The sequence below is a fragment of the Limnoraphis robusta CS-951 genome, assembly GCF_000972705.2.
This window is the reverse complement of record NZ_LATL02000073.1, coordinates 1-24980: the sequence shown is the minus strand read 5'-3', so window position 1 is coordinate 24980 and position 24980 is coordinate 1. Positions and strand designations below refer to the sequence as shown.

General features: G+C 44.6%; 20 protein-coding genes and 1 riboswitch. Of the genes, 8 read left to right on the top strand and 12 right to left on the bottom strand.

Features of this window, described 5'->3' with window-relative positions:
- Positions 1-138 precede the first annotated feature (138 nt).
- Positions 139-1533, bottom strand: coding sequence for a diaminopimelate decarboxylase (gene lysA, locus WN50_RS06500; RefSeq protein WP_046278518.1), 1395 nt, complete (start codon positions 1531-1533; stop codon positions 139-141).
- A 398-nt stretch (positions 1534-1931) separates the two neighbouring features.
- On the opposite strand from lysA, the gene rimI reads away from it, so the two are divergent.
- From rimI to WN50_RS06475, 4 genes are all read left to right on the top strand, one after another.
- Positions 1932-2531: a ribosomal protein S18-alanine N-acetyltransferase gene (rimI, locus tag WN50_RS06490; protein ID WP_046278519.1), complete on the top strand. Its 600-nt coding sequence runs from the start codon at positions 1932-1934 to the stop codon at positions 2529-2531.
- Positions 2532-2778: 247 nt separating this feature from the next.
- Positions 2779-3984 (top strand): RNA-guided endonuclease InsQ/TnpB family protein, encoded by a 1206-nt coding sequence (locus WN50_RS06485; RefSeq protein ID WP_046278520.1) that lies wholly within the window; start codon positions 2779-2781, stop codon positions 3982-3984.
- A gap of 583 nt (positions 3985-4567) precedes the next feature.
- The gene (locus tag WN50_RS06480; RefSeq protein WP_046278521.1) at positions 4568-7039 is read left to right on the top strand and encodes an ATP-dependent Clp protease ATP-binding subunit; all 2472 of its coding nucleotides are present in this window, start codon (positions 4568-4570) and stop codon (positions 7037-7039) included.
- A 92-nt stretch (positions 7040-7131) separates the two neighbouring features.
- Positions 7132-8055, top strand: coding sequence for a pyridoxal-dependent decarboxylase (locus WN50_RS06475; RefSeq protein ID WP_049558474.1), 924 nt, complete (start codon positions 7132-7134; stop codon positions 8053-8055).
- A 388-nt stretch (positions 8056-8443) separates the two neighbouring features.
- Here the strand turns inward: WN50_RS06475 and cobW are convergent, their stop codons facing one another.
- The 9 genes from cobW to murC all read right to left on the bottom strand — a co-directional run bounded on the left by cobW (position 8444) and on the right by murC (position 18414).
- Entirely contained in the window at positions 8444-9481 is a 1038-nt protein-coding gene (gene cobW, locus WN50_RS06470; RefSeq protein WP_046278522.1) for a cobalamin biosynthesis protein CobW, read from the bottom strand.
- 49 nt (positions 9482-9530) lie between these two features.
- Positions 9531-10187, bottom strand: a complete 657-nt coding sequence (locus tag WN50_RS06465; RefSeq protein WP_046278523.1) for a HupE/UreJ family protein — start codon at positions 10185-10187, stop codon at positions 9531-9533.
- Between the two features lie 250 nt (positions 10188-10437).
- Positions 10438-10585: riboswitch (cobalamin riboswitch) on the bottom strand.
- A 107-nt stretch (positions 10586-10692) separates the two neighbouring features.
- Positions 10693-11052, bottom strand: coding sequence for a hypothetical protein (locus WN50_RS30795; RefSeq protein ID WP_152964726.1), 360 nt, complete (start codon positions 11050-11052; stop codon positions 10693-10695).
- Between the two features lie 190 nt (positions 11053-11242).
- The gene (locus tag WN50_RS06455) at positions 11243-12976 is read right to left on the bottom strand and encodes a DUF3352 domain-containing protein (RefSeq protein WP_046278525.1); all 1734 of its coding nucleotides are present in this window, start codon (positions 12974-12976) and stop codon (positions 11243-11245) included.
- Positions 12977-13221: 245 nt separating this feature from the next.
- On the bottom strand, positions 13222-14409 hold the full coding sequence (corA, locus tag WN50_RS06450; RefSeq protein ID WP_046278526.1) for a magnesium/cobalt transporter CorA: 1188 nt from the start codon (positions 14407-14409) through the stop codon (positions 13222-13224).
- 119 nt (positions 14410-14528) lie between these two features.
- On the bottom strand, positions 14529-15017 hold the full coding sequence (locus WN50_RS06445; RefSeq protein WP_046278527.1) for a low molecular weight protein-tyrosine-phosphatase: 489 nt from the start codon (positions 15015-15017) through the stop codon (positions 14529-14531).
- Positions 15018-15040: 23 nt separating this feature from the next.
- Complete coding sequence (locus WN50_RS06440) at positions 15041-15388, bottom strand: YbaB/EbfC family nucleoid-associated protein (RefSeq protein WP_046278528.1); 348 nt, start codon at positions 15386-15388, stop codon at positions 15041-15043.
- Positions 15389-15793: 405 nt separating this feature from the next.
- Entirely contained in the window at positions 15794-16780 is a 987-nt protein-coding gene (murB, locus tag WN50_RS06435) for a UDP-N-acetylmuramate dehydrogenase (RefSeq protein ID WP_046278529.1), read from the bottom strand.
- 53 nt (positions 16781-16833) lie between these two features.
- On the bottom strand, positions 16834-18414 hold the full coding sequence (gene murC, locus WN50_RS06430) for a UDP-N-acetylmuramate--L-alanine ligase (RefSeq protein ID WP_046278535.1): 1581 nt from the start codon (positions 18412-18414) through the stop codon (positions 16834-16836).
- Between the two features lie 465 nt (positions 18415-18879).
- Here murC and WN50_RS06425 point away from each other — a divergent pair, with 465 nt between their 5' ends.
- A complete protein-coding gene (locus WN50_RS06425) occupies positions 18880-19902 on the top strand; it encodes a type I glyceraldehyde-3-phosphate dehydrogenase (RefSeq protein WP_049558239.1) in 1023 nt (340 codons plus the stop codon).
- A 148-nt stretch (positions 19903-20050) separates the two neighbouring features.
- Here WN50_RS06425 and thiL read toward each other — a convergent pair whose 3' ends face one another.
- Entirely contained in the window at positions 20051-21040 is a 990-nt protein-coding gene (thiL, locus tag WN50_RS06420) for a thiamine-phosphate kinase (protein ID WP_046281148.1), read from the bottom strand.
- 81 nt (positions 21041-21121) lie between these two features.
- On the opposite strand from thiL, the gene WN50_RS06415 reads away from it, so the two are divergent.
- The 3 genes from WN50_RS06415 to menA all read left to right on the top strand — a co-directional run bounded on the left by WN50_RS06415 (position 21122) and on the right by menA (position 24206).
- Entirely contained in the window at positions 21122-21700 is a 579-nt protein-coding gene (locus tag WN50_RS06415; RefSeq protein ID WP_046281149.1) for a phytochelatin synthase family protein, read from the top strand.
- Positions 21701-21897: 197 nt separating this feature from the next.
- On the top strand, positions 21898-23271 hold the full coding sequence (locus tag WN50_RS06410) for a cytochrome P450 (protein ID WP_046281150.1): 1374 nt from the start codon (positions 21898-21900) through the stop codon (positions 23269-23271).
- Positions 23272-23300: 29 nt separating this feature from the next.
- Complete coding sequence (gene menA, locus WN50_RS06405; protein WP_046281151.1) at positions 23301-24206, top strand: 2-carboxy-1,4-naphthoquinone phytyltransferase; 906 nt, start codon at positions 23301-23303, stop codon at positions 24204-24206.
- 311 nt (positions 24207-24517) lie between these two features.
- Here menA and WN50_RS06400 read toward each other — a convergent pair.
- Positions 24518-24980 (bottom strand): TIGR00366 family protein (locus WN50_RS06400; protein ID WP_049558469.1); only part of this gene is annotated, 463 nt, incomplete at its 5' end.

Sequence of the window (24980 nt, the reverse complement as noted above, 5' to 3'; positions counted from 1 at the left end):
AGGAAAAGGCCTCTGTTGAGGAGGATTTGAATTAATCCCAAAGACCTCCCCTCAACGATTATGGTCTTAATCCTCCCCAGATCGCAAGCCTCTGGGTAAGCCTTGACCCTCAGTTTTACCTATCAAACACAGCGTTTCTTATTTGTCCTTGAATGTACCCAGTCGTTCGGGTAGACGATCTTGGCGAATCAAGTCTAGATAGGTTTCTCGTTCTAAAATCAAGTTACTCTCTCCCTGGGAGACTAAAACCGCCGCAGGTCGAGGTAAGCGATTATAGTTAGAGGCCATGCTGTAATTGTAAGCTCCCGTTGTCAGAACCGCCAAAATATCACCCGTTTCCCACTGGGGTAACTGGGCATCTTTGATTAAAATATCTCCTGACTCACAATGTTTACCTGCGATGGTTGCCGTTTCACTTAAAGGTGCAGACATCCGGTTAGCCAACACCACTCGATAAACGGATTGATAAGTGATCGGACGAGGATTATCTGACATTCCCCCATCTACCGCCACATAGGTGCGAATTCCCGGAATCTGTTTCTGAGAACCGACAGTATAAGCGGTAATACAAGCAGGCCCAACAATCGATCGTCCCGGTTCACATAACAACTTCGGTAGGGCAAGATTTCGCTGTTGACAGGCTTGAACCATCGCCTGGGCTACGGTTTTTACCCAAGTGTCAATACTGGGAGGATCATCGCCTTCAGTGTAGCGAATTCCTAAACCTCCGCCAATATTCACTTCAGAAATATTTAACCCATATTGACTGGCTTTTTCTACAGCTTCTACAATCACCCCAGCCAGATCATCATGGGGTTGCAGTTCAAAGATCTGGGAACCAATATGAGCGTGTAAACCCACACAACTTAGGGAAGGTTGTTGAGCGATCGCACTAAAAACGGCATCAAATTGATTCGGATCAAAGCCAAATTTGCTATCGAGATGACCTGTACGAATATACTCATGGGTATGACATTCGATTCCCGGTGTCAAGCGTACCATGACTCGAATCGGGGCAGATGTCGAGATTTGTTCAGACAACTGGGCTAGCATTTGTAAATCTAGCCAATTGTCGATCACAATCGTACAACCTGTCTCGATCGCCAATTGCAGCTCATCTAAGGATTTATTATTCCCGTGCAGGTAGAGCGTGTTGGGATTAACATTGGCTTGGATAGCGGTGTAGAGTTCACCACCCGAAACCACATCTAAACCTAAGCCTTCTGATGCGACTAACGCACAAATTGCTAGACAACTCCAGGCTTTGGAAGCATACAAAACGAGAGACTCACCCGGATAGTAACGTTCAAAGGCTTCCCGATATTGACGACAAGCGGAACGGAGGGTTTGTTCGTCTACAATGTAGAGGGGTGAGCCAAATCGCTCAACAAGGAGTTTCACATCGCAGCCCCCGATTTCCAAGTGATCCTGATCGTTCACCCGCGCACTCAGGGGTAAGAGTTCCTGGTTCGGTGATCGAGTTTTGGAGATCTCTGTAGATTGAGGTAGATATTGGAGTCCTGACTTTTCCACTTGATGTATATTGAGTTAATCTCGGTGAGCTACTACCCGCCTGATGGCTTGATCACTTCGCGTTTCATTGGCTCAGAGCCTCAAAGTGCCGAAGTCAGCTTTGGTCTTCAGGTGTCTCCGCAGCTTTGACTCAACCCAAGTTGGCGCTGACTGCTCTGTTGGACTATCCTTAGACCTTGGCAGTCTTCGGGGGTTCTCAAGGCGTTTGAATACTCTATTGGCATCGATGCCATACACTGATTTGGCGTCTTTCGCGGGTTTCAGCTTCCCGGAAACGGTGCGAGTCGCACTTATTCCCCCACAGTCACTCAGGCGGGTCAATGACCACCTAGATTGTACATCAAAATTAGGGTTAACAATACTCGGGCTGCTCTTTTCAATGATACAAGGGATTAAACGTGGTTTGGTTAGAACTGCTTGCTTTAACATCAGAACAACTCCCCGCCGCCGTTGAACTCGATCAACAGTGTTTGGGGGGACTGTGGACGCTCTCCGGTTATCAACGAGAGTTAGAAAGTCCCAATAGTGATTTACTCGCTTGGGGGGTTCAAGAGTCTCCGAGTCCCAAATCCGGGCTGAATTTAAGCGTGGAGGTGCCGAATTTGGATTTTATTAATCCCCCCTCTTTAGTCGGGGTTGGCTGTTTATGGGCGATTTTAGAAGAAGCTCACATTACGCTGTTATTGATTCATCCTGATTATCAAGGGCAAGGTTTAGGACAAGCTTTGTTGTATGCTTTGCTAAAGTCGGCTTGGCAACGTCAACTCGAACGAGCAACTTTAGAAGTTCGAGCTTCTAATCATCCCGCCCTTTCTCTTTACCGCAAATTTGGCTTTAAACAAGCTGGACGACGACGCCATTATTACCCGGATACCGGAGAAGATGCTTTGATTCTCTGGAAAAACGGCTTACAATATCGGGAATTTGAACAAACTCTCGCCGATTGGTATCAACACATTTGCGATCGCTTCCAACACCAACCTTTTAGAAAAAATTAAGATAAAATCCCAGAACCCTGTGAAAATTTGCCCCAAGGGTAATTTGACCCCCCCGCACGCGACCACCCGTTAAAGGTGGCGTGGTGAGGAATCTTCTCCCTTGAGGGAGGAGAGGATGTCAAATTGCCAGCAGTTGAACAGAAAAAGCTCCTAGTCCACATACTAGTGAGCTTTTTTAAGTGTGGGAATTCGTCTCTCAGTTTGTAAGCTGTTGCTCCTATCATAGACAACGAGGAGGAAAAACACAATGCTGGTTCTCGAATACAAAATCAAAGCTAAACCGCAACAATACAAAGCTATTGATGAGGCTATCACAACAGTGCAATTCATCCGCAATAAAGCGATTCGCTACTGGATGGACGCGCCCAAAGAAGTCAAAGTTGACCGTTTTGCCTTGAACAAATATTCGACCGAACTACGCAATGAGTTCCCCTTTGTTAAAGCTCTGAACTCAATGGCTGTGCAAGCATCTGCAGAACGCGGATGGCTAGCAATCTCTCGGTTTTACGAGAATTGTAAGTCCAAGAAACCTGGCAAAAAAGGTTTTCCTCGTTTCCAAAAGGATAACCGCTCAGTTGAGTACAAAACTAGCGGATGGTCGCTCCACAAAACCAAAAGACGTATCACCATTACTGACAACAAAGGTATCGGCGAACTGAAGCTTTTAGGTAAGTGGGACATCCATTACTACCCTGTTAAGTCCATCAAGCGAGTTAGGCTTGTGCGGCGTGCTGACGGGTATTACTGCCAGTTTTCTATTGATGTTGAGTGCATTGATATTCAGCCGTTAACGGGTCAAGAAATCGGATTAGACGTAGGACTGGAGTCGTTTTACACAGATTCCAATGGACATCAAGAGCCTCATCCAAAGTTTTTGAGGAAAGCTGAGTCTGATATCAAGCACGCTCAACGTCGCATTTACAAAAAAGCGAAGGGTTCATCAGGACGCCGCAAGGCAAGGGCTAAATATTCCAGAAAACACTTAAGAGTAAGTAGGCAGCGTACCGAACACGCTAAGAGACTAGCGCGTCACGTTTGCAAGTCTAACGACTTAGTAGCCTATGAAGACTTAAGGGTTGCCAATATGCTCAAAAATCACTGCCTAGCTAAGTCAATCGCTGACGCTAGTTGGTATCAGTTCAGACAGTGGATTGAATATTTTGCAACCAAGTTCGCAAGAGTAGCTATTGCCGTCCCACCTCAGTACACTTCTCAAGAATGCAGTCAGTGCAAGGTGATTGTGAAAAAATCCCTCAGCACCAGAACCCACGTTTGTTCTTGTGGTCTGATTTTGCAAAGGGATTGGAATGCGGCTATCAATATTTTGCTCAAGGCAAAATCTAGGGATGGGCAGTCCCGAAGTAACGCTGACGGAGTTGGAGCCTCTACGCTACTTGGTGCAAGCCTGGTAGAGCAAGTTCTGACGATGAAGTTAGAATCCAACGTGCTTTAGCCGTTGGAGTGTCAATATAGCCGATCCCACTCAGATGAGAACCCAGGACACGTCCTCAGAAGATTGTGCTAGAATCCATCATTAAATCTAAAACAAACAGTGTTTAACGATTAACACCAGAGACAACCCCTATACAGAATGAAAATTCTGTTCCCAGTAGGTTAGCTCTATGAACTTACCAGCTTCTATCTCCTTCAACCCCAGTTGAAATTGATAATCAAGTTGCTGTTCAATTCTTGGGTCTGTATTCTCCGTTACAGTAATCTTCTGTACAACTCAGACAGAGAATTCGGTGAAAAACTAGGCAAACTTTAACTGAGAAATCAGCCCAACTGCCTAGCGATCAACAACAGAGAAACAGACAAAAAACCGATCCATGAAGAGAAATCTTCGTAGGCTGAAAGGGAAAGGTTGTTAGTCTACTCCCCAATTGGATTTTTCCAGTTGCATCAGACGACTCAGCCCCAACCTAGAGGCTACCCCAGAAAAATTAAACATTGTTATTATCATTTAATTTTTCGGGAGTTGAAAGTGTCACGCTAAAATTAGCGTACGGGTATGCAGCAGGTGGTGGAAATTTGCCATGTTTGAACGCTTCACAGAAAAAGCAATTAAGGTAATCATGTTAGCCCAGGAGGAGGCACGTCGCCTGGGTCATAACTTTGTGGGAACCGAGCAGATCCTTCTGGGTCTGATTGGAGAAGGAACAGGCGTTGCTGCCAAGGTACTCAAATCTATGGGGGTTAACCTCAAAGATGCCCGGATCGAGGTCGAAAAGATCATCGGTCGGGGTTCGGGATTTGTTGCCGTTGAAATTCCCTTCACTCCCCGAGCCAAGCGCGTTCTAGAACTCTCCTTAGAAGAAGCTCGCCAGCTTGGCCATAACTATATAGGTACAGAACATTTACTTCTGGGTCTGATCCGCGAAGGCGAAGGGGTCGCCGCCAGGGTTCTGGAAAATCTGGGCGTTGACCTGACGAAAGTCAGAACTCAGGTGATTCGGATGCTGGGTGAAACGGCAGAAGTCACAGCAGGAAGCAGTGGCAGTCGCACCAAGACTCCAACGCTCGATGAGTTTGGCTCGAATTTAACCCAAATGGCCGCCGAAGGCAAGCTTGATCCCGTCGTCGGTCGTCAGAAGGAAATTGAACGAGTCATTCAAATTCTGGGTCGCCGGACTAAAAATAATCCCGTGTTGATCGGAGAACCCGGTGTGGGTAAAACCGCGATCGCCGAAGGACTCGCTCAACGCATCGCCCAAAACGACATTCCCGATATCCTCGAAGATAAACGGGTCGTTACCCTCGATATTGGTTTATTGGTTGCCGGAACCAAGTATAGAGGAGAATTTGAAGAACGACTGAAAAAAATTATGGATGAGATCCGCTCGGCGGGTAATGTCATCCTGGTGATCGACGAAGTTCACACCCTGATCGGGGCAGGTGCGGCAGAAGGGGCGATTGATGCGGCAAATATCCTCAAACCCGCTTTGGCGCGAGGAGAACTGCAATGTATCGGTGCAACCACCCTCGATGAATACCGCAAGCACATTGAACGGGATGCGGCTTTAGAACGCCGTTTTCAACCCGTGATGGTGGGTGAACCGAGCGTTACCGAAACCGTAGAAATTCTCTATGGTCTACGGGAACGTTACGAACAGCACCACAAGCTGAAAATTTTGGATGAGGCTTTAGAAGCAGCCGCCAAACTCTCAGACCGGTATATTAGCGATCGCTATTTACCCGATAAAGCGATTGACTTGATCGATGAAGCAGGTTCTCGCGTGCGGTTGATTAACTCCCAACTGCCCCCGGCGGCCAAAGAACTGGATAAAGAACTGCGTCAAGTCCTCAAAGAAAAAGACGAGGCTGTACGTTCCCAAGACTTTGATCGGGCAGGAGAACTGCGCGATCGCGAGATGGAAATCAAGTCGCAAATTCGGGCGATCGCTCAAACCAAAAAATCGGAAACCCGCACCACAGAGGATGACTCCCCAATGGTAACGGAAGAAGATATCGCCCAAATTGTTGCCAGTTGGACAGGCATCCCGGTGAACAAACTCACCGAGTCCGAGTCCGAAAAGCTGCTGCACATGGAAGACACCCTCCATCAGCGTCTGATCGGTCAGGAAGAAGCCGTCAAAGCCGTTTCTCGTGCCATTCGTCGCGCCCGTGTCGGCTTGAAGAACCCCAACCGACCGATTGCTAGTTTCATCTTCTCAGGCCCCACTGGAGTCGGTAAAACGGAACTCACCAAGGCTTTAGCGTCCTACTTCTTCGGTTCAGAAGATGCGATGGTGCGCTTAGATATGTCGGAATTTATGGAACGCCATACTGTTTCTAAGTTGATCGGTTCGCCTCCGGGTTATGTGGGGTATAACGAAGGCGGTCAGTTAACTGAGGCGGTGCGTCGGCGTCCTTACACGGTGGTTCTGTTCGACGAAATCGAAAAAGCCCACCCCGATGTCTTCAATATGTTGCTGCAAATTCTCGAAGACGGACGGTTGACTGATGCTAAAGGTCGCACGGTAGACTTCAAGAACACCTTGATCATTATGACGTCCAACATCGGATCGAAGGTGATCGAAAAAGGTGGCGGTGGCTTAGGATTTGAGTTCTCTGAAAACGAATCCGATGCTCAGTATAACCGCATTCGTAACCTGGTTAACGAAGAACTGAAGCAATACTTCCGTCCTGAGTTCCTCAACCGTCTCGATGAGATTATTGTCTTCCGTCAGTTGACGAAGGATGAGGTTAAGGAAATTGCGGTGATCATGCTCAACGAAGTCTTTAGCCGTCTGACGGAAAAAGGCATCAGACTGGAAATCACTGACCGTTTCAACGAACGTTTAGTTGAGGAAGGCTATAACCCCAGCTACGGCGCTCGTCCGTTGCGTCGGGCGATCATGCGCTTACTCGAAGATAGTTTAGCCGAGGAAATTCTCTCGGGTCGGATCAAGGATGGTGACACCGCTATTGTTGATGTCGATGGCGATGGACAGGTGACTGTTCTGCGCGGAGAAAAGCGGGAATTGTTACCCCAAGCGGCTGAATAAGCGAATAATCAACTCGTATTAACAATTAAGGGTGCGGCATACCGTACCCTTTTTTATTGCTACTATCAAAAAATCAATTACCAAATCAGTCGATGAATCTTTCGGAGTTACCCCAGACTGCTTTTATTGACCCTCAAGGGAAAAATCGTCAGGAAATTGAACAACTGGCGAGTCAAATTTTAGACCTAATATTATCTCACCTAGCTACGGCTGTTGCTCATTCACCCCTTCCAGAAATAGGTGACTTAACAGATTTTATCTCAATTCCAGAAACCTCAACGCCAGAGTCGGTTTTACTGGAAAAATTAAACACAATTATTAAAAGTTCAACGAATGCAGCAAATCCCGGCTATATGGGTCATATGGACTCAATGCCAACGACTATTTCTATTTTAGCAGAATTAGTCGCCGCCGCACTCAATAATAATATGCTGAGTGTGGAAATGTCGCCTGTTTTTTCGCGTCTAGAATTTCACCTAATCAAGCAATTTGCACAGCGATTTGGTTTGGGTAAAACATCCGGTGGCGTGATGGCAAGTGGTGGCACGTTAGCCAATCTACAAGCTCTAACCGTAGCACGAAATCGGGCATTTGATTCACAAAAATCGGGGATTTGGAATCAAACCCAGCAACCTGTTTTATTCGCTTCAGAAGTTGCTCATACCTCTCTGCAAAAAGCAGCCATATTAATTAATGAAAGCTATCAATTAACCGATTATTTATTCCAAGAATTATCAAAAATACAAGATTTAGAAGTGGTGAGTCAACCCGACACAAATATTATCTGTTTTCGGAGTATTCCTGCAAACATTTTACCGGAAGATCAAGATAAATGGAATGCTGATTTACAAGCTTATTTACTACAAAATGCTAATATATTTTTGTCACTTCCTCTGTATCGCGGACAACGCTGGTTAAGAATTATTTTACTCAATCCTTACATTAACCAAACGCAACTTGATAATCTCATCCAACAAATTAACACCTTTACTCGTGTAAGACTGACGCATTCTTGACTCTAAAACTTGGGTTTTTTGGATAAAAAATAGCAGTGAGTTCAGGTATTTTTACAAGGATAAAGCCTTATTTAACCACAAAGAGACAAAGAACACAAAGAAATAGAAAAAGAAATCCAACAAATTTTATATGAAATACGGAACATAATGCTACACTGGGGAACAGTGGAAATCTGTAGCAAATATTTATAGCGGTGTGCGCTCCTATGAGGTACAAACCAGAAACCCGGTTTCTGCTAGAAACCGGGTTTCTACCCAAACAGAACTGAAAACTGCTATAAGTATTTCATATTAGATAATTTTTTGAGGCACTCTTCAAGAGCGCCTCTACAAAAGCAAAACTAAGAGACTTTCTATTGAGCGTCTGCAAGATCTTGAACAATCAGAGTTATCCGTTCAAAATGGCTTGTTCAACCTGAGTTAAATTCAATTCTCGTCCGATAAAGACTAAGCGAGTTTGTCGAGGTTCATCACTCAACCAAAGACGATCATAAAAAGAATCAAAACGATTTCCGACGCCTTGCAATACCATTCGCATCGGTTTATTTGGAACATGAACAAAGCCTTTTATTCGATAAATTTCCTGTTGTTGAACTAATTCTTGTAATTTTTCAATTAAAGTTTTCGGTTCAAAGGCTTGATCAACAATAAACTGTACTGCATTAATTTCATCATCATGTTCGTGTTCTTCTTCGTGATCATGATGACTCGGACGACTCTCTAAATGGTCTTCGACTGCTGCATTAAACCCCAACAAAAGATTAGTATCAATCTCTCCTTGCTGACAAGAAACAATTTTCACACCTGCGGGAAGTTCTCGGTGTAACCATTCTCGAACTTGGGTTAACGAATTTTCATCTACTAAATCCGTTTTTGTTAATAAAACCAGATCCGCACAAGCTAATTGATCTTCAAATAACTCTTCAATGGGCGTTTCATGTTCCAAATTCGGATCAGCTTGGCGTTGAGCTTCTAAAGCTTCTAAATCTCCCACCAAAGTCCCCGCAGCTAATGCTTGAGCATCCACTACCGTCAGAACCCCATCAACGGTTGCACTATTGCGAATTTCCGGCCAACGAAACGCTTGTATCAGGGGTTTAGGTAAGGCTAATCCAGAGGTTTCAACCAGAATACAATCAATTTTATCACGTCGCTTGAGAAGTTCCTGCATCGTCGGATAAAATTCTTCTTGAACCGTGCAGCATAAACAGCCGTTTGTTAGTTCGACAATATTATTTTCTGGGGTTTCGTCTTCTTCGCAAATTTGACAGGAACGTAAGAGTTCCCCATCTATTCCCATTTCCCCAAATTCATTCACTAAAACGGCAATTCTCCGTCCTTGATTATTTTGCAAAAGATGACGAACTAAGGTGGTTTTACCTGCTCCGAGAAAGCCGGTCACGACGGTAACGGGTATTTTGTGCATAGCGTTTTTTGAGGATTTTTTACAGGTGAGAATCAGTTGATTGAAGATATTAACCGAGCAATGTTGTTGCTAGAAAAGCCGCACCTACACCACAGATTGTAAATCCAGCAAACCGCAGATTGAGATTGGGTTGATCCGGAATGGTTTTCAGAGTGAATCGTCCGATTTGATAAGCTATTAAACTAACAATCAGTTGCACAAGAGCAAAGCCTGATAAATAGGCAATGAGCGGTGTCATTTGCGCCCCAACAATGGCTTCTCCGTAAGCATAACCATGAAAAATTCCAGCGAGAATACTGAGGCTAATTAACCCTACTAAATTGGGGCTATTTTTCTGGGTGAGCAAGATTCCAAACGCGAGTACAGAAGCAGAAATTACCACTTCTGGAACAGGTAAATTAACATTTAAAAGATGAAGTCCGGTTCCGCTAAGAGTTGCTAAAATAAACGAGAAGGGAATGAAAAAGCCGGCTGTAGAACCTTTGAGTGCAGCGAATAACCCGATAGCCACAACAAAGGTAAAATGATCTAAACCGATGACGGGATGAGCTAAACCCGAGAGAAATCCTTCCAGCCAATTTGAAGGGGTTTCACCGCCAAAAGGATGATGAGCGCTGGCGGGGGAAGCGATAATCATCAGGCTGAGACTTAATAATAAGCCGACAGCAATAGAAGAGTTGAGTTGAAAATTTCTGAGTTTAGACATCTTGATTGAATTCAATTTTAATGAGAATAAAACAACCTGCTGAGGAAAGCAGTTCCTCCCTTGATTAACTTGCTTTCCACACAAAAATAGACCCCAATAACTGTTAGCCAGCCAGGGGGAAAGGTGAGTTAAGATCTGGATTTAAACTGTTGAAAATTATTAACTTCCCGATGTAGCGGCGGAAGTCTAGATTGCCAGCAATCAAAAAAAATCACATTCAACACTATCTGTACCTCGCAGACGCGCTCACGGTGGACTGAGATGATCGGCGGGCATTCTGACTCTGAGAACGTGCAAGCGTCTCATTACAGTTGCGGGACAGCGCCAGATTTCCACTGGACTTTCCCCCTTAAGTCTGATAGCTGACCCCTATCAGAACCGATCTATCCCTAAACAATATCACAGATAGGAGCAATTGCTGCGTTTATTTACAAGTTGAAATCAAAATTAATTGAAAAGAGGAAGATTAAGCGGAGGTAGATGATCGAAGTTGTTTGAGAGGAAGTTAGGCAATGTTGTTCGTGTTATTGAAATATTTGTTATCAGATGGGGAAGCACTGAGTTGAGGATTTTGACGTTCAACCAAGGGCGGCGCAGAAAGACGATACTGCACGGTGGGTTTATTGAGTTCAACCCCCTCAAAATGAGGAGTATAGCGATCGCTACGATGCCCATTGGCTTGACGTTCGAGGTAGGATAATGGCAGGACAAACGGCCATAAGACGGGGGCGAGTCCGAGAACTATCCAAGAACTGGTGTCAGTTTTGGGAGTTGATTGATCTTTGAGGAATGTTTTGAGAGCGTGAGAAAAAAAGACCAGACCGATTAAAATATAGCCCCGAATTAAAAGAGTCAGAATCATCATTTTGAAACTCGATTCCTTACGGAAATGAAAAAACAGAGGGATTGTCCCAAGTCTTTTCAGCCTAACAATTTTTGTTGATAACCGCCTCCGTTAATTTTCTAGTTTTCAGTTCAACAGCAAGTATGATCTTCTGAAATTTTTTATGTAAAAATACGGAAGCCAGTTTGAGCAATTGAGCAGAACCGTCGTTCTATTCGGGTGGTGTGTTTTCATCCTCGGGAGTCGGCGTTGGCTGAGTCGGTGCAGGTAAAGTCGGTTGAACACCATCTTTGATTTTGACAAAAGCATCATAACGAGTGCTGCGATCGCTGACAACTGCTGCTGTTACCCCAATAGAACGAATTGCATTGCTCCAAACCGCTTGTTGGGGAGGAAGCTGAGGTAAAGACAGATTTCGCCGATCAAAGACTCGTTCGACATCCACAAAGAAACTGCCATTATTCGGACTCAATTCAGTGGGTAGCGTTCCCTTGAATAAGGGATTTGAGGTAATCACTTCTGAGGGTAGCGGTAAAATTTGATTAGCCACAGGCGCTCCCAAGGTGGCAAACAGCACATTTTCATCCAGCCAGCCACGAGTTACACTAAATCCACCGTAGGGAGAGGTCCACTGGATTACAGGTTTGCCTTGAATTTGAGTAGATTCTACCTGAAATTTTTTGGACTTCATCACCTGATCCAACTTTTCTAAAGTCGTTTCAGCCGCTTTGCGATCGCTGGTTTCGAGCATCAAAGCCAATCCCGCCGAAAACTTTTGTGGGGTTTGTTTGTTCGGAATTGCTGGAATTAATGACAGGGCAAATTCTCCGCCCATCCAACTCAAAAAGTCTTTTTCTAAATCCATCTCAGTGGCTTTTTTTAAGCTGGAACTGAGCGCTTCTGGACTTAAAGGTGCAATCGGATTTGAAGCCGCATCTTTACTGTAATCTTGCCACAATCGCTGCAAATTTCCGCCTGCCATGACCATGATGGCATTATTCGGAATCCGTCGCAGCATATTCTGAGATTTGTTTTCAACCACTAGGGTTTTTTGACTACTGGGTTTGTACCAAGAAATGCCTTTAAATCCAATTCCTCCTGATTCTAAAACCACACTGCTGGCAAATCCTTGATGCTGCTGCAATTTTTCTAAATTTTCGGGCGCAATGGGTTGAGCGGAGGTGAAAGAGGCGACACTCGCAGCCACCGGAATATTCAGATAAATTTCTGCAAAAGCTCGGGAAGTTTTAATTTTTTCGATCGCACTTGCATAGCCTGTGGTTTTGGCAATGGAGGCTTCTCCGCGAAAAGTATCAATGGTGCGATCTGTGGCGTTTGCATCGGTTGTCACGAGTAGAAACTTTTCACCCAAGACGGCGATTGAATAATTTTGCGTCGGTAAGCCTTGGGTTTCTATAATTTCAATCCCGCGATAGGTACGCTCGACGACATCACCTTCTGTGAGTAATTTCGGTTGAGCGAGGACTTCTTGGGCTTTTTGAGGGTTGTCAATGGGAAACACCATCACCATTGCGGGTTCTGTGGGGGAAGAAGGGGGTGAGTCTGGTTTGGGGAGTGTACCGGAGGTGATGGTTTGATGGGGTAGCCATGCTACCATGACTTGATCTCCCACCCAAGGTTGAATGTCTTTTTGGTAGTCAAAACCACTGTTGGTAAACAGGCGATCGCGCCATTGTCCGATGGTTTTGTTGAGAGCGGCTTTAGATTCTGTCGTGCCGTACTCGCGCAGTTTTTCCCACTGTTTAGGTTCGGTGGAGAACGAAACCGCCATCATTGCATCTTGAGGCACAATAGTCGCCCCAATGGGAACGTTTTCGAGTGCTTTTCTCGAAACGACAACGTAGTAGGTAGCGAAACCCCCTCCGATCAGAAGGGCAGCCGCTCCCAGGGTCAGCCAGAGGGATGATTTGTTTTTGTACATCATGGGGGGCAACGATTTAAAACGGATAGTGAGCGGAAGAACAGATTAACTTAACTATAAAACGCATAGATATAGACTTCTTACAGATAGCTTAATCCGTTTTTCCTTATAAGAATCTGTTTTCTTGACGTTCGGTGATGGTCTTTGATCTTCCAAACTATCACATATCAAAGGGAGATTTGGCAATATCTCTATTTCATATGAGATCTCTATGACGGTGAGGGTTGCATTTTTTGACTTTCCGACCTTCAACTTTCTTTGACTTCTTTCTTAGGTTTCAAGCCCGAAAAGTCTTCAAACCAACCTCTTCGCCAAAAGAACATAAATAAACTAATTCCAACTGCAAACATCACCCCCAAGCAAATGGGATAACCCCAAGACCAATTTAATTCGGGCATATTCCAGGGAGAGGCTTCTGGATTGAAGTTCATCCCATAAACTCCGGCAATGAACGTTAAGGGAATAAAAATGGTCGAAATGACGGTGAGAATTTTCATAATCTCATTCATTTTATTGCTTATTGTGGACATATAAACATTGATCATATCTGCGGAGAGTTCGCGATAGGTTTCGAGCATTTCTAGGATATTAATCGTATGATCATAACAATCCCGTAGATAGACTCTAACCCTTTTGTTAATTAAGCTTGTGCGATCGCGAATTAAAATATTAATCGCTTCTCGTTGCGCCCAAATTGCCCGTCGTAAAACCAACATTTCTTGTTTTATTTCATAGATTTTTCTCAACGTATCAGAAGTGGGTTTAAACAGAACTTCATCTTCTAATTCTTCGAGTTGATCGCTGTAGTATTCTATCACGGGAAAAAATCCATCAATAATCGCATCCAAAATGGCATAAGCCAAATAATCCGATCGATGCTTGCGGATGCTACCCTGATTATTGCGAATCCGATCACGCACAGGTTGTAAGCAGTCGTATCGGGGTTCTTCCTGAACGGTTATCAGGTAATTCTCTCCCAAAATCAAACTCACCTGTTCTCGATGCAGCGTCATGGAGTTTGGTTTGAGCAGAACCATCCAGGCAACGATAACAATTTGATCGGGATCTTCATAGTAAACGACTTTAGGACGTTGAGGAACATTCACCACATCTTCTAAAGCCAAGGGATGAAACTTAAAAATCTCCGACATTTGTTGCCAAGTTTCAATATTTCCCAATCCTTGAATATCCAACCAAGTGACGGTTTCTGTTGTCAGGTAGGGAATACAGTCTAGAGGTTGATTGAGTAATACCCGTGTAGATTTCGTGGAGTCATAGTTAATCAGGACTATTTTCGGCTGCGGGTCATCAGGTTCAAGGTCAAGCTCTCCCGGTATTGTTCCGGGTTCATCATAGAAATAGTCTAAGTTTGAGTCCTCTTCCTCTTCTTCAGTTAAGTATTCTGTCGTCGGGGAAGGAGTAAGACTGTGTGCCATAGGATTCCATTCTCACAGGTTGAGTTGAGATTTTGGATATTTTCTAGGATTTGATCGCCGAGACAACGGCTCAAACCCTCTGAAAACAGCATTCCCCTGAACCCCGAGCAACAACACCATTAAGCCCTTTGAAACTGGGGTTGATTCTGCACGTACTCGAGTAAACCTTCACAGGCATCTAGTAAAATATCAATGACCCGATTGAATCCTTCAGAGCCACCATAATAGGGATCGGGAACTTCCTTGATCCGGTGATGGCGACAGAACTCGCACATCAGCTTAACTTGATCTCGATATTGACGGGTCGGATCGAGGTCAAGAATCGATTCATAGTTATCTTGATCCATTGCCAAAATCAAATCAAAGTCTTCAAAGTCTTGTCGCCTAAACTGGCGTGCTTGGCCTTTTAGGACAATTCCTCGGGCTTTAGCTGCGATACTCATCCGAGCATCGGGGGGACTACCGATATGATAACTAGAAGTTCCGGCTGAATCACAGATAATCGAGCCAGTTAGATCCGCTTGATCAATCAGGTGATTCATAATATTTTCTGCCGAGGGGGATCGGCAGATATTCCCCAGGCACACAAATAATAATTTATAGGGCATCGCTCAAGGGCTAGAATTTCGGGTTACATTCCGGGCAGATTCAGTCCCCCTGTCAACTCTTCCATGCGAGAACGCATGGTAGCGGTAGAGTTGTCGTAGGCTTGTTGCATTGCTTCTAAAACCAGTGCAGAGACGACTTCCGCGCCTTCACCCATAACATCGGGTGAGATTTCCACACGACGGGGTTCTTGGTTGCCACTCAGATAGACTTTCACTAAACCTCCTGCGGCTTCTCCAGGAATTTCTAGGCGATCTAAATCTTCTTGAAGCTTTTTCGCTCCTTCTTGAACCTGTTGAGCCTTTTTGAAAGCGTCGGCTAGTTCTTTCATTTTGCCCATGCCGAAGCCAAATCCTTGTCCTTGCTTTGTCATAATTCTATCCCGTAGCGCCGTTGGACGCTTCCAAGTTGTACTCTATTTTCTCAAAAAACTTTCAGTCCAGCACTCAAGCATTTTCTCTGATTCTCAAGAGAACTGCAAGAGTCCGGTCTAGTTTTTGATGGTGTTAGGAGCCTCTGCCACCTCCGAATCACATTATAGTGCCAAGTTTCATCAAAAGATGGAAAACGAATCAGTTTCGATCAAAATTTTAGCAATTGCGATCTGTATGTGAGTGATGAACACCTCACCCCCTGACAAGATTTAGAGGCACCGTCAGATGTTTGTCAATTTTATCGTATTTTTCCGGCTTCGACAGGCAACAGGCCAAGTCGGAAGTCCGTTCAGTTGAGGGTTCAATCAAGCCTGTAGTCTCAAGACCTAACGCTGCGGAATTGCTTAGGACTGTTGAAACTCTCCGATAATCCTGACTTCCGGTTCTAGCAAGTAAGACCAACGCTGTTCAACCTGTTGTTGAACATGGCGGATCAGTTGGAAGATATCGGTAGCCGTTGCGCCGCCACAATTGAGAATAAAATTGGCATGGCGTTCAGCAACTTGGGCTCCCCCGATTTGGTATCCTTTTAAACCAGCTTGTTCAATCAACCAACCTGCGGGTTGAGATCCCGGGTTGCGGAAGACACTGCCACAACTGGGCAGATGATAGGGTTGAGAGTTGCGCCGTTTTTGCAGTTGTTCTGCGGTATCTGCTAAGACCTTGGCGGGGTCTGCACCCGGTTTCAACTCAAAAGTCGCTTGTAGGACAACGCGATCGCTATTTTGTAAATTAGAAGTCCGATAGCGATAGTCCAAATCTTTAGCCGTTAAGACTTCTAATCGGCCAAAGCGGGAGAGGATGTCAGCTTTGACGAGAATATCGGCGGTACAGCTACCATGAGCGCCTGCATTCATCACCACAGCCCCGCCAACGGTGCCCGGGATACCAACAGCCCATTCTAGTCCTTGCCAACCCAAGCGGGCAGCTTTCCAAGCCAAACGGGGCAAGGATTCGCCGGCAGCGGCACTCAATCGTCCGGTTGCTAAATCAAAATGAATGTGGCGCAAAGCCCGAGTGCCAATCACTAACCCCGATAAACCCTGATCGCTGATTAAAAGATTTGATCCGCCTCCCAGTAAGGTCGTTGAGAGTCCAAGTTCTGCTGCCCATTGTAAACTGGCTTGGATTTCATCGAGATTTTTGGGGGCAACATACCATTCAGCCGGGCCTCCAACTCGATAGGAGGTAAAGGAAGCTAAGGAAACTTTTGATTGAATCAAACAGTCTCTTCCTAGCAAAGCAATGCAGCTTGGGGCTGCTTGGCAACTGTCGGGAGCAGATTGCCTGTTGACCTGACCTGGAGAGTCGTAGGAAAGCGTCATAACCATAACAAATAATTCAAATGCTCATCAATCGAAACAACAGCACATTGAGAGTTCCTTCACCGAGTTGAGCGGGCTGATGGTTGCCGTGGCTCTACCTCGGGTTGATGCTGACTTTGATAGAAGGCGAGCGCCTCTGGGATAATTTTGTTGAGGTTGCCTGCCCCAAGAAACAGAGCCAAGTCACCAGGTTGAAGAATTTCGGTCAACAGGGTTTTAACTGAGTCCAAGGATTGTCGGTAGTCCACTTGAGGGTGATAGGTAGCAATTAAATCGGCCAACTGTTGTCCGTTGATCTGAGTCGTGTTGGGTTCCCCTGCACTGTAGATGTCCGTGACGACAACCCGGTCAGCATCGCTAAAGCATTGGGCAAATTCCGACAAGAAGGCTTGAGTACGGCTGTAACGATGGGGTTGAAAGATCGCCACAACCCTTTTAACTTGGGGGTTGCTAGGGGAACCCGGGGTTTTGCGAAGACGAGCCGCAGCAAGAGTCGCCCGAATCTCACTGGGATGATGGGCGTAGTCATCGACAAATAGGATACCATTGCAACTCCCCCGATGCTCAAACCGTCGTTTTGCTCCTTCAAAGGTGGCAATGGCTTGGGCAATGCTGGAGAATTCTAGACCTAAGTATCGTCCAACGGCAACTGCCGCGAGAGCATTTTGCAAGTTATGCTGACCGAGTAACTTGACGTGTAACTCACCCAACAGTTGACCCCGCTCCCACACTTGAGCCTGGGAACCCTCTGAGTGATATTTCACAGCCTCAACGGTATAGTCGGCACCGGAATTGGGGTTGAGGCTATAGCTAATGTGGGGTTGAATCCGCTCTCGTAGGGTTTGGCAGTCAATACAGCCAATTAGGGTTTTGCAATGCTCGGCAAACACTTCAAAGGTTGAAACGACTTGATCGAGACTTTCATAGTGATCGGGGTGATCGAGTTCGATGTTGGTGATGATTCCAATCGCTGGGGCAAATTTGACTAGAGATCCATCGGATTCATCGGCTTCGGCGACTAGGTAAGGACTTTGACCTACCCGGGCATTTCCTTCCCAAGCACTGACTTCACCGCCGACTAAAATGGTCGGATCTAAGCCTGCTTTGAGCATCATGTAGGCGATCAGACTGCTGGTTGTGGTTTTCCCATGAGTTCCTGCTACGGCGATACTCTGGTATTCCTCGATCAAGGCAGCCAGTAAATCCGAACGGTGAAAGATTGGACATCCCAACTCCAGAGCCGCTTTGTACTCGGAGTTTTCTGGATGTATGGCAGTCGAACAAATGACTTGCGGTAAGTGCATCGAGGGTGATGCTTTGCCGTTGACCTTCGGTTCAATCATTCCGGTTGTGATCATTACCGCTTGCTCTGATCCGTTCGTCTGCCCCAAGTTTAAGCTTTTCGGGGTGCTGTTTGGATCGATTTTAGGGGCAAAAGCCGCAAAATTGCTGGCATCTTGACTCCAAAAAATATGAGCGCCCAAGCCTTGCAAACGCTGGGTGATATGGGTCGTTTGCAAGTCCGAGCCAGAGATTGGCAGGTTGCGCTTTGCTAGAATATAGGCAAGAGCAGACATCCCGATTCCACCGATGCCGATGAAATGAAAGGGTCTGCCACTGAAATCAACAGAACTAGGCATTGATCGCTCCTTAACACACCACACCGCGCCAATAACAGGCGATATCATATCAAGAATTGTTTTTTCCCGATACAGTTTGGTTAATCTTTTCTCAAGAAGCATTCTACGCCATCCTTCACGAAGAGGGGGCGAAATGCTTTAGTAGTTGTATACTATATCCCTTGTCTCTAGGCAAATACCGGATTCCTGTTGAGAAAATTTCGAGGGGATAGAAGGGGGACAATCAAATTGGGGATCAGCTTGTGGGGTATAAGCACCCGAACTAACAAGGGCCTTGGAGTCAAAACCCTCTCCTGTAGGGGGATTTCGCTGATGTAGGGGGCGACCTGTTGCATCTCTACAAGAAGTTTGGAAAGCTAAACGTAAGAATGGGTCTGCCTTTAGGGTATGATTGGGGTCATTAGAAACCTAAATCATAAAAGGCTCGTGCCTGAGTTGGGCAATGCCATTGTTAGGAGGAACAAGGTGATTAAAGTCGCAATCAATGGTTTTGGACGGATCGGACGCAACTTTGTGCGTTGTTTGTTGACTCGCGAGAATAGTAATCTCGATTTGGTCGCAATTAATGATACCTCAGACCCCAAGACAAATGCTCATTTACTGAAGTATGATTCGATGTTGGGGACACTCAAAGGGGTTGATATTCAAGCGGATGAAAACTCGCTGACTCTCAACGGAAAAACCATTAAGTGTGTCTCTGATCGCAACCCCCTCAATTTACCCTGGGCTGATTGGGGTGTTGATTTGATTATCGAAGCAACAGGCGTCTTTATTAGCGAAGAGGGCGCTTCTCTGCACTTACAAGCCGGTGCGAAGAAGGTATTAATTACAGCCCCTGGTAAAGGCGGAAAGATTGGTACTTTCGTGATGGGTGTTAATGACAGCACCTACAAACACGAAGATTACAACATCCTGAGTAACGCTAGTTGTACCACTAACTGTCTCGCTCCTTTTGCCAAAGTGCTACACGAACACTTTGGGATCGTTAAAGGGACAATGACGACCACCCACAGCTACACTGGGGACCAACGCATTTTAGATGCGAGTCACCGGGATTTACGTCGGGCTCGGGCTGCGGCGATCAACATTGTACCGACTTCAACCGGAGCTGCTAAGGCGGTGGCTTTAGTGATTCCAGAACTGAAGGGGAAACTCAACGGAATTGCTATGCGGGTTCCGACTCCTAATGTCTCAATCGTAGACTTGGTGGTTCAGGTTGAGAAGAAAACTTTTGCTGAAGAGGTCAATCGAGTCCTACAAGAAGCAGCAGAAGGCCCACTCAATGGGATTCTCGAATACAGCGATCTGCCTCTGGTTTCCAGCGACTATCGCGGACGGGATGCTTCCTCTATCATCGATGCTAGCTTGACGATGGTGATGGATGGTGACATGGTGAAAGTTATCGCTTGGTACGATAACGAGTGGGGCTACAGCCAACGAGTTGTAGACTTGGCTGAGTTAGTCGCTAAACATTGGCCGGCTGCCTAAAATGAACTTGGGATTAAGGATTAGGAACTCGGATGCTAAAGTCGAGCCATCGATGAAAAGGTAGCTTGTTCCTACTCCATTATCCCTGCTTCCGAACGGTCAGGTGGATTTTTTAATTGAAAATTAAGCTTTGCACCGAGCAAATCTTTCAAAAGTGCTGAAATCCTTTGTTCAAAACAAGGAGAGTTTCTGTCTGAGGTGACATCTGATTAACGAGAAGAATTTGGGAGTCAGGGGTTGTTTTTCCTACAACTGCTGCTCCCCCTCCCAATTTCTCAACGAACTGTTCGGCTAAGGCTAAAGGAAGACACAAGACTAACTGAAAATCTTCGCCTCCATACAGCGCCCAGTCTAAAGCCTCTGAGGGAGATACAAGCTGTTGTAAAGCAGCCGAAAGGGGTATTTGATGGCTGTGTATTCTCGCCCCGACGTTGCTAGCTTGACAGATTTGTACAATCGCATCCGCTAAACCATCGCTACTATCCATTCCGGCGACTATCACTCCTTCGGGGAGTATTTCTTGTAAAATGGCGATCGCATCGAGTCTGGGTTGGGGTCGTTGATGGGCTTGAATTAATGATGAACGTTGCCCCTGGCTTAAAGATTGTCCCATCTCTGGCTTCAGCAATAATTCTAACCCCGCCCTGGAATCTCCATGCACTCCGGTGACAACAATCCCATTTCCCGCTTGGCCGGTATTTCGGCGAATGGCAGACTGAGGGTTAACTTGTCCAAAAGCGGTAATGGAAACACAACGCACGGCAGACTGACAGATATCTCCCCCAACGATAGGCGTATTAAAGGGTTCTAAACATTCAGATATTCCCTGATAAAATTCCTCAACCCAAGCAACAGGGGTATCACCTGTTAACCCCAACGCCACCGTAATTCCCAACGGAGTCGCCCCCATCGCTGCAATATCCGATAAATTCGCCGCAGTCGCCCGCCAACCGACATCACGGGCTGAAGTGGTGCGATCGCTAAAATGCACCCCATCGATTAACATATCTGTAGTCACGACTAAGGATTCATCCGGTTTGGGGGTAATAATCGCTGCATCATCTCCGACTACTTCCACTGGACAGAAACCCTTGACAATCGCTAATAAGCCTTGTTCACCAATATCTTGAATATTCATAGTAAAAGAAACAACTTTTCCTGATAGGATATTGCTTGATTCCTGAAAATTTAGGGAATAGATCAAATTAGGACTACCTCCATGATCACAAAAGATCTTGACAATATCAGCCTCCTAGCCTTTCAACAACCGATCAACTGTTGTAATGTAACAGCAGTCGCTTATGCGTTAACAGCGCTGGGACATTCGACCTCTGTTGATGATATTTTTTATGTGACCCGATTACCAATTGCTTCTGTTCTTGATGACGGGATGACTCTGGCAGAGACCTACGATACCTTCATCAGTTATATCGAAAATGGCAAATTACCCTTTTCTGTCAGAATGGAGTATTTCGACCAACGAAATATGACTTTTGAGGCTTTTATTCAAGAAATTGAAAGGGCAGTTTCTGATGACAAAGATATTCACATCTTAAACTTTAGTGTGAGCATCGCTCACGATAATTTCAATCTAGGTGGTGGTCACTTCTCCTTGGTGGCTGATTTTGATCCCAATACACAGGAAATCACAATAGCAGATACCAACCCTAAGAAATATACTCGCTTTTGGAAGTGTCCTGCTGAACGAATGTATAAGGCTTGTGTAGACAAAGATTCTTCTTCTACCCGCTCTCGTGGAATGATTATTGTTCGCAAAAATGACAACTCCCAGCAATAAAAATTAATGTAAAAACAGAGTTGATGATCGGCAGAGCTAGCTTCTAAAATGAGTTGTAAATCTCTGTCGTCATCTATTCGTAATTTTATGTAAAGTTTTAGGTATCAACTCAAATGGTATCCTAATCCAATAGGGGTTAGAGACGTTCCCCTGGAAGGTTTCTAGCACTTTGTACTGGATTCTCTACAAACAAATCTATGAGATTGCCTGATGGCCCCAGGCTACCTGCGTTAGTCCAAACCTTACAAATTATCGCCCAACCGACCCAATTTTTAGAACGGTGTGCGAACCAATTTGGAGATTGTTTTACATTGCGGGTACTCGGTTTAAACTCACCTCCGATTGTCTTTTTTAGCAATCCTGAAGCCATTGAAGCGATTTTTAACACCGATGCGGATAAATTTGAACTCGGCAAAATAACCCACGTTTTTCAACCGTTAACGGGTTCTCAATCTTTGATATGCACCGATGGTAAACGCCATCAACGCCTGCGTAAATTAGTGATGCCTCCTTTGCATGGTCAACAACTTCCTGCCTACGGTAAAACTATTTCTAATTTAACCCTAAAAGTAACTCAAAACTGGTCTCCGGGTGATTTTATTGCCATTCGAGATTATACCTCCAAAATCGCTTTAGAAGTCATTTTGCAAGTTGTTTTAGGACTGAAGGAAAATCAACGTTATTTTCAACTCAAGCATCGAATTGAACCCTATTTAGAAAGTGTCAATCAACCTCTTAATTCAATTCAGTTTTTCTTACCGCCTTTACAACAAAATTTAGGAACTAGAAGTCCTTGGGGAAAATTTCTCCAACGCCGACAACAAATCGATGATTTAATTTATGCTGAAATTGCCGAACGTCGAACAAAACCCCTCGGGGAAGATGTACTTTCGCTGTTAATTTCCGCTAGAGATGAAGCGGGTAAACCTCTAACAGATGAAGAACTTAGAGATCAATTAATTACGTTATTACTGTTAGGACATGATACCACAGCATCGGCTTTAGCTTGGGCGTTTTATTGGATTCATCGTTATCCTAAAATTCTCGATCAATTAGTGGAGGAATTAAACGGTTTAGATGAAAATCCTGATCCGATGGATATTGTCCAACTGCCTTATCTGAATGCAGTTTGTCAGGAAACGTTACGCATTCATCCCATCGCGTTAATTTCTCAACCGAGAGTTGTTAAAGAAAGTGTCAAAATCGAGAATTATCAGTTTAAACCGGGTACAATTTTAGTGCCATGTATTCATTTAGCCCATCATCGGGAGTCAGTTTATCCGCATTCTAAACAGTTTAACCCAAATCGTTTCCTAGAGCAAAAATTTTCGCCCTATGAATATTTACCGTTTGGGGGCGGAAGTCGTAGCTGTATCGGAATGGCGCTTTCTTTGTTTGAAATGAAGCTAATTTTAGCAACCCTGTTGTTAAACTATCAGTTAGCGTTTAATCAAACTCATGTTGTTAAACCTGTTAGACGAGGGATAACGATAGTTCCTTCGAGTAATTTTAGACTCACGGTGTTAACCGGAAAACAAACCAAGATTTCAACAAAAGCTGTAAATTTTTAAGTTCATCTCTACTCATTTAAACTCAAACTATGACAACAAAACTGATTACTGAAAACAATCAAAATAAGCTTTGGTTAGCGGCAATTAAACCCCCCATGTATAGCGTGGCAATTATGCCGATATGGTTGGGGACAGCTATTGCTTGGTTTGAACAAAAATATATCAACTTGGCAGTTTTTACAACATTTATTAGTGCGGCTATTTTAATTTTAGCCTGGGAAAACATTCATAATGATGTGTTCGACTCGGAAACGGGAATTGACAAAAATAAAGCCCATTCTTTGGTTAATTTAACCCAAAAAAAGAATTTAGTTTTTGTGATTGGTTTACTGTGTTTAACGGTGGGAATACTAGAAATTCTGTTAATTTGTTGGTGGCAAAAAGACTTTACGGTTATTGGTTTAATTTTGGGTTGTTGTTTCCTGGGATATGCTTATCAAGGGCCGCCTTTTCGCTTAGGTTATCAAGGTTTGGGCGAATTTCTCTGCTTTTTTGCCTTTGGACCGTTGGCGGTTTCTGCGGCTTATTATAGTCAAACTCAGAGTTGGTCAAGTGTCAGTTTTGCGGCTTCTATTATTCTGGGAATTTCGACAACTTTAATATTATTTTGTTCCCATTTTCATCAAGTCGAAGATGATTTAGCTGCGGGGAAATATTCCCCAATTGTTCGTCTGGGAACTCAACGGGGAGCGCAACTTTTGCCGATATTTTGTGGTATAATCTTTGCAATTACCGGGATTGGTGTTATTTTAGGAACGTTTCCGGTTTGGACGTTATTGAGTTTTGTGGGTTTACCTTCTGCGATTAAACTTTGTCGCCATGTGGGTTTAAATCACGATAAACCGGAGTTAGTTAGTAACTGTAAATATATTGCGGTTTCCCTGCATTTTTGGAGTGGGTTGCTGTTGGGGTTGGGGTTTGTGATTCATTTCTAAACGATAAACCCGAGATTTTTGTAGGGGCGGGTTTAGCCAGGTTGTTTGTTAGATGAATAAATCGATGTGAACCCGCCCCTAGACTGTAAAAAAACCGCAGCAATAAGAGACAGAGAATTAATTCTCTGGCTAAAATTATAAGTCCTCTCAAGAGGACTATTATATTGTGTAAAAAGGATTAAAAAATAGGCATTCAGCAAGCAAGATGCTTGCACGAAAAGGTTGATTCTCTTAACTCCCCTCTCGATTAATTAATCGTCCTGAACCTGACACCTTTTCCCTGTCCTCGTAGGAGAGGGTTAACCAGAGGTTTAACTCCAGCCAATTTTAACCGCAACAAACAGAAAAAACATCGCCCCTAAAAACAGATAAACCATTAACGGCATTATCCAACGTAACCAAATTTCATAGGGGATTTTGGCGATAGAAAGGACACCCATTGTTACCCCACTGGTGGGAATAATTAGATTATTTAAACCATCTCCCATTTGAAACGCTAATACTGCGGTTTGTCGAGAAATTCCGAGTAAATCACTCAACGGTGCCATAATAGGCATGGTTAACGCTGCTTGTCCTGAACCGGAGGGAACAAAAAAGTTTAAAATGGCTTGAAACCAAAACATCGCTTGTACTGAAATCACCGTAGGTAAACTTTCAACAGTTTGGGTAATTTGAAATAAAATAGTATCGATTATTTTCCCTTCTGTCGCGACGATTAAAATCCCCTTACAAAACCCCACAATTAAACAAGCCATCATCATCTCTTTTGCACCA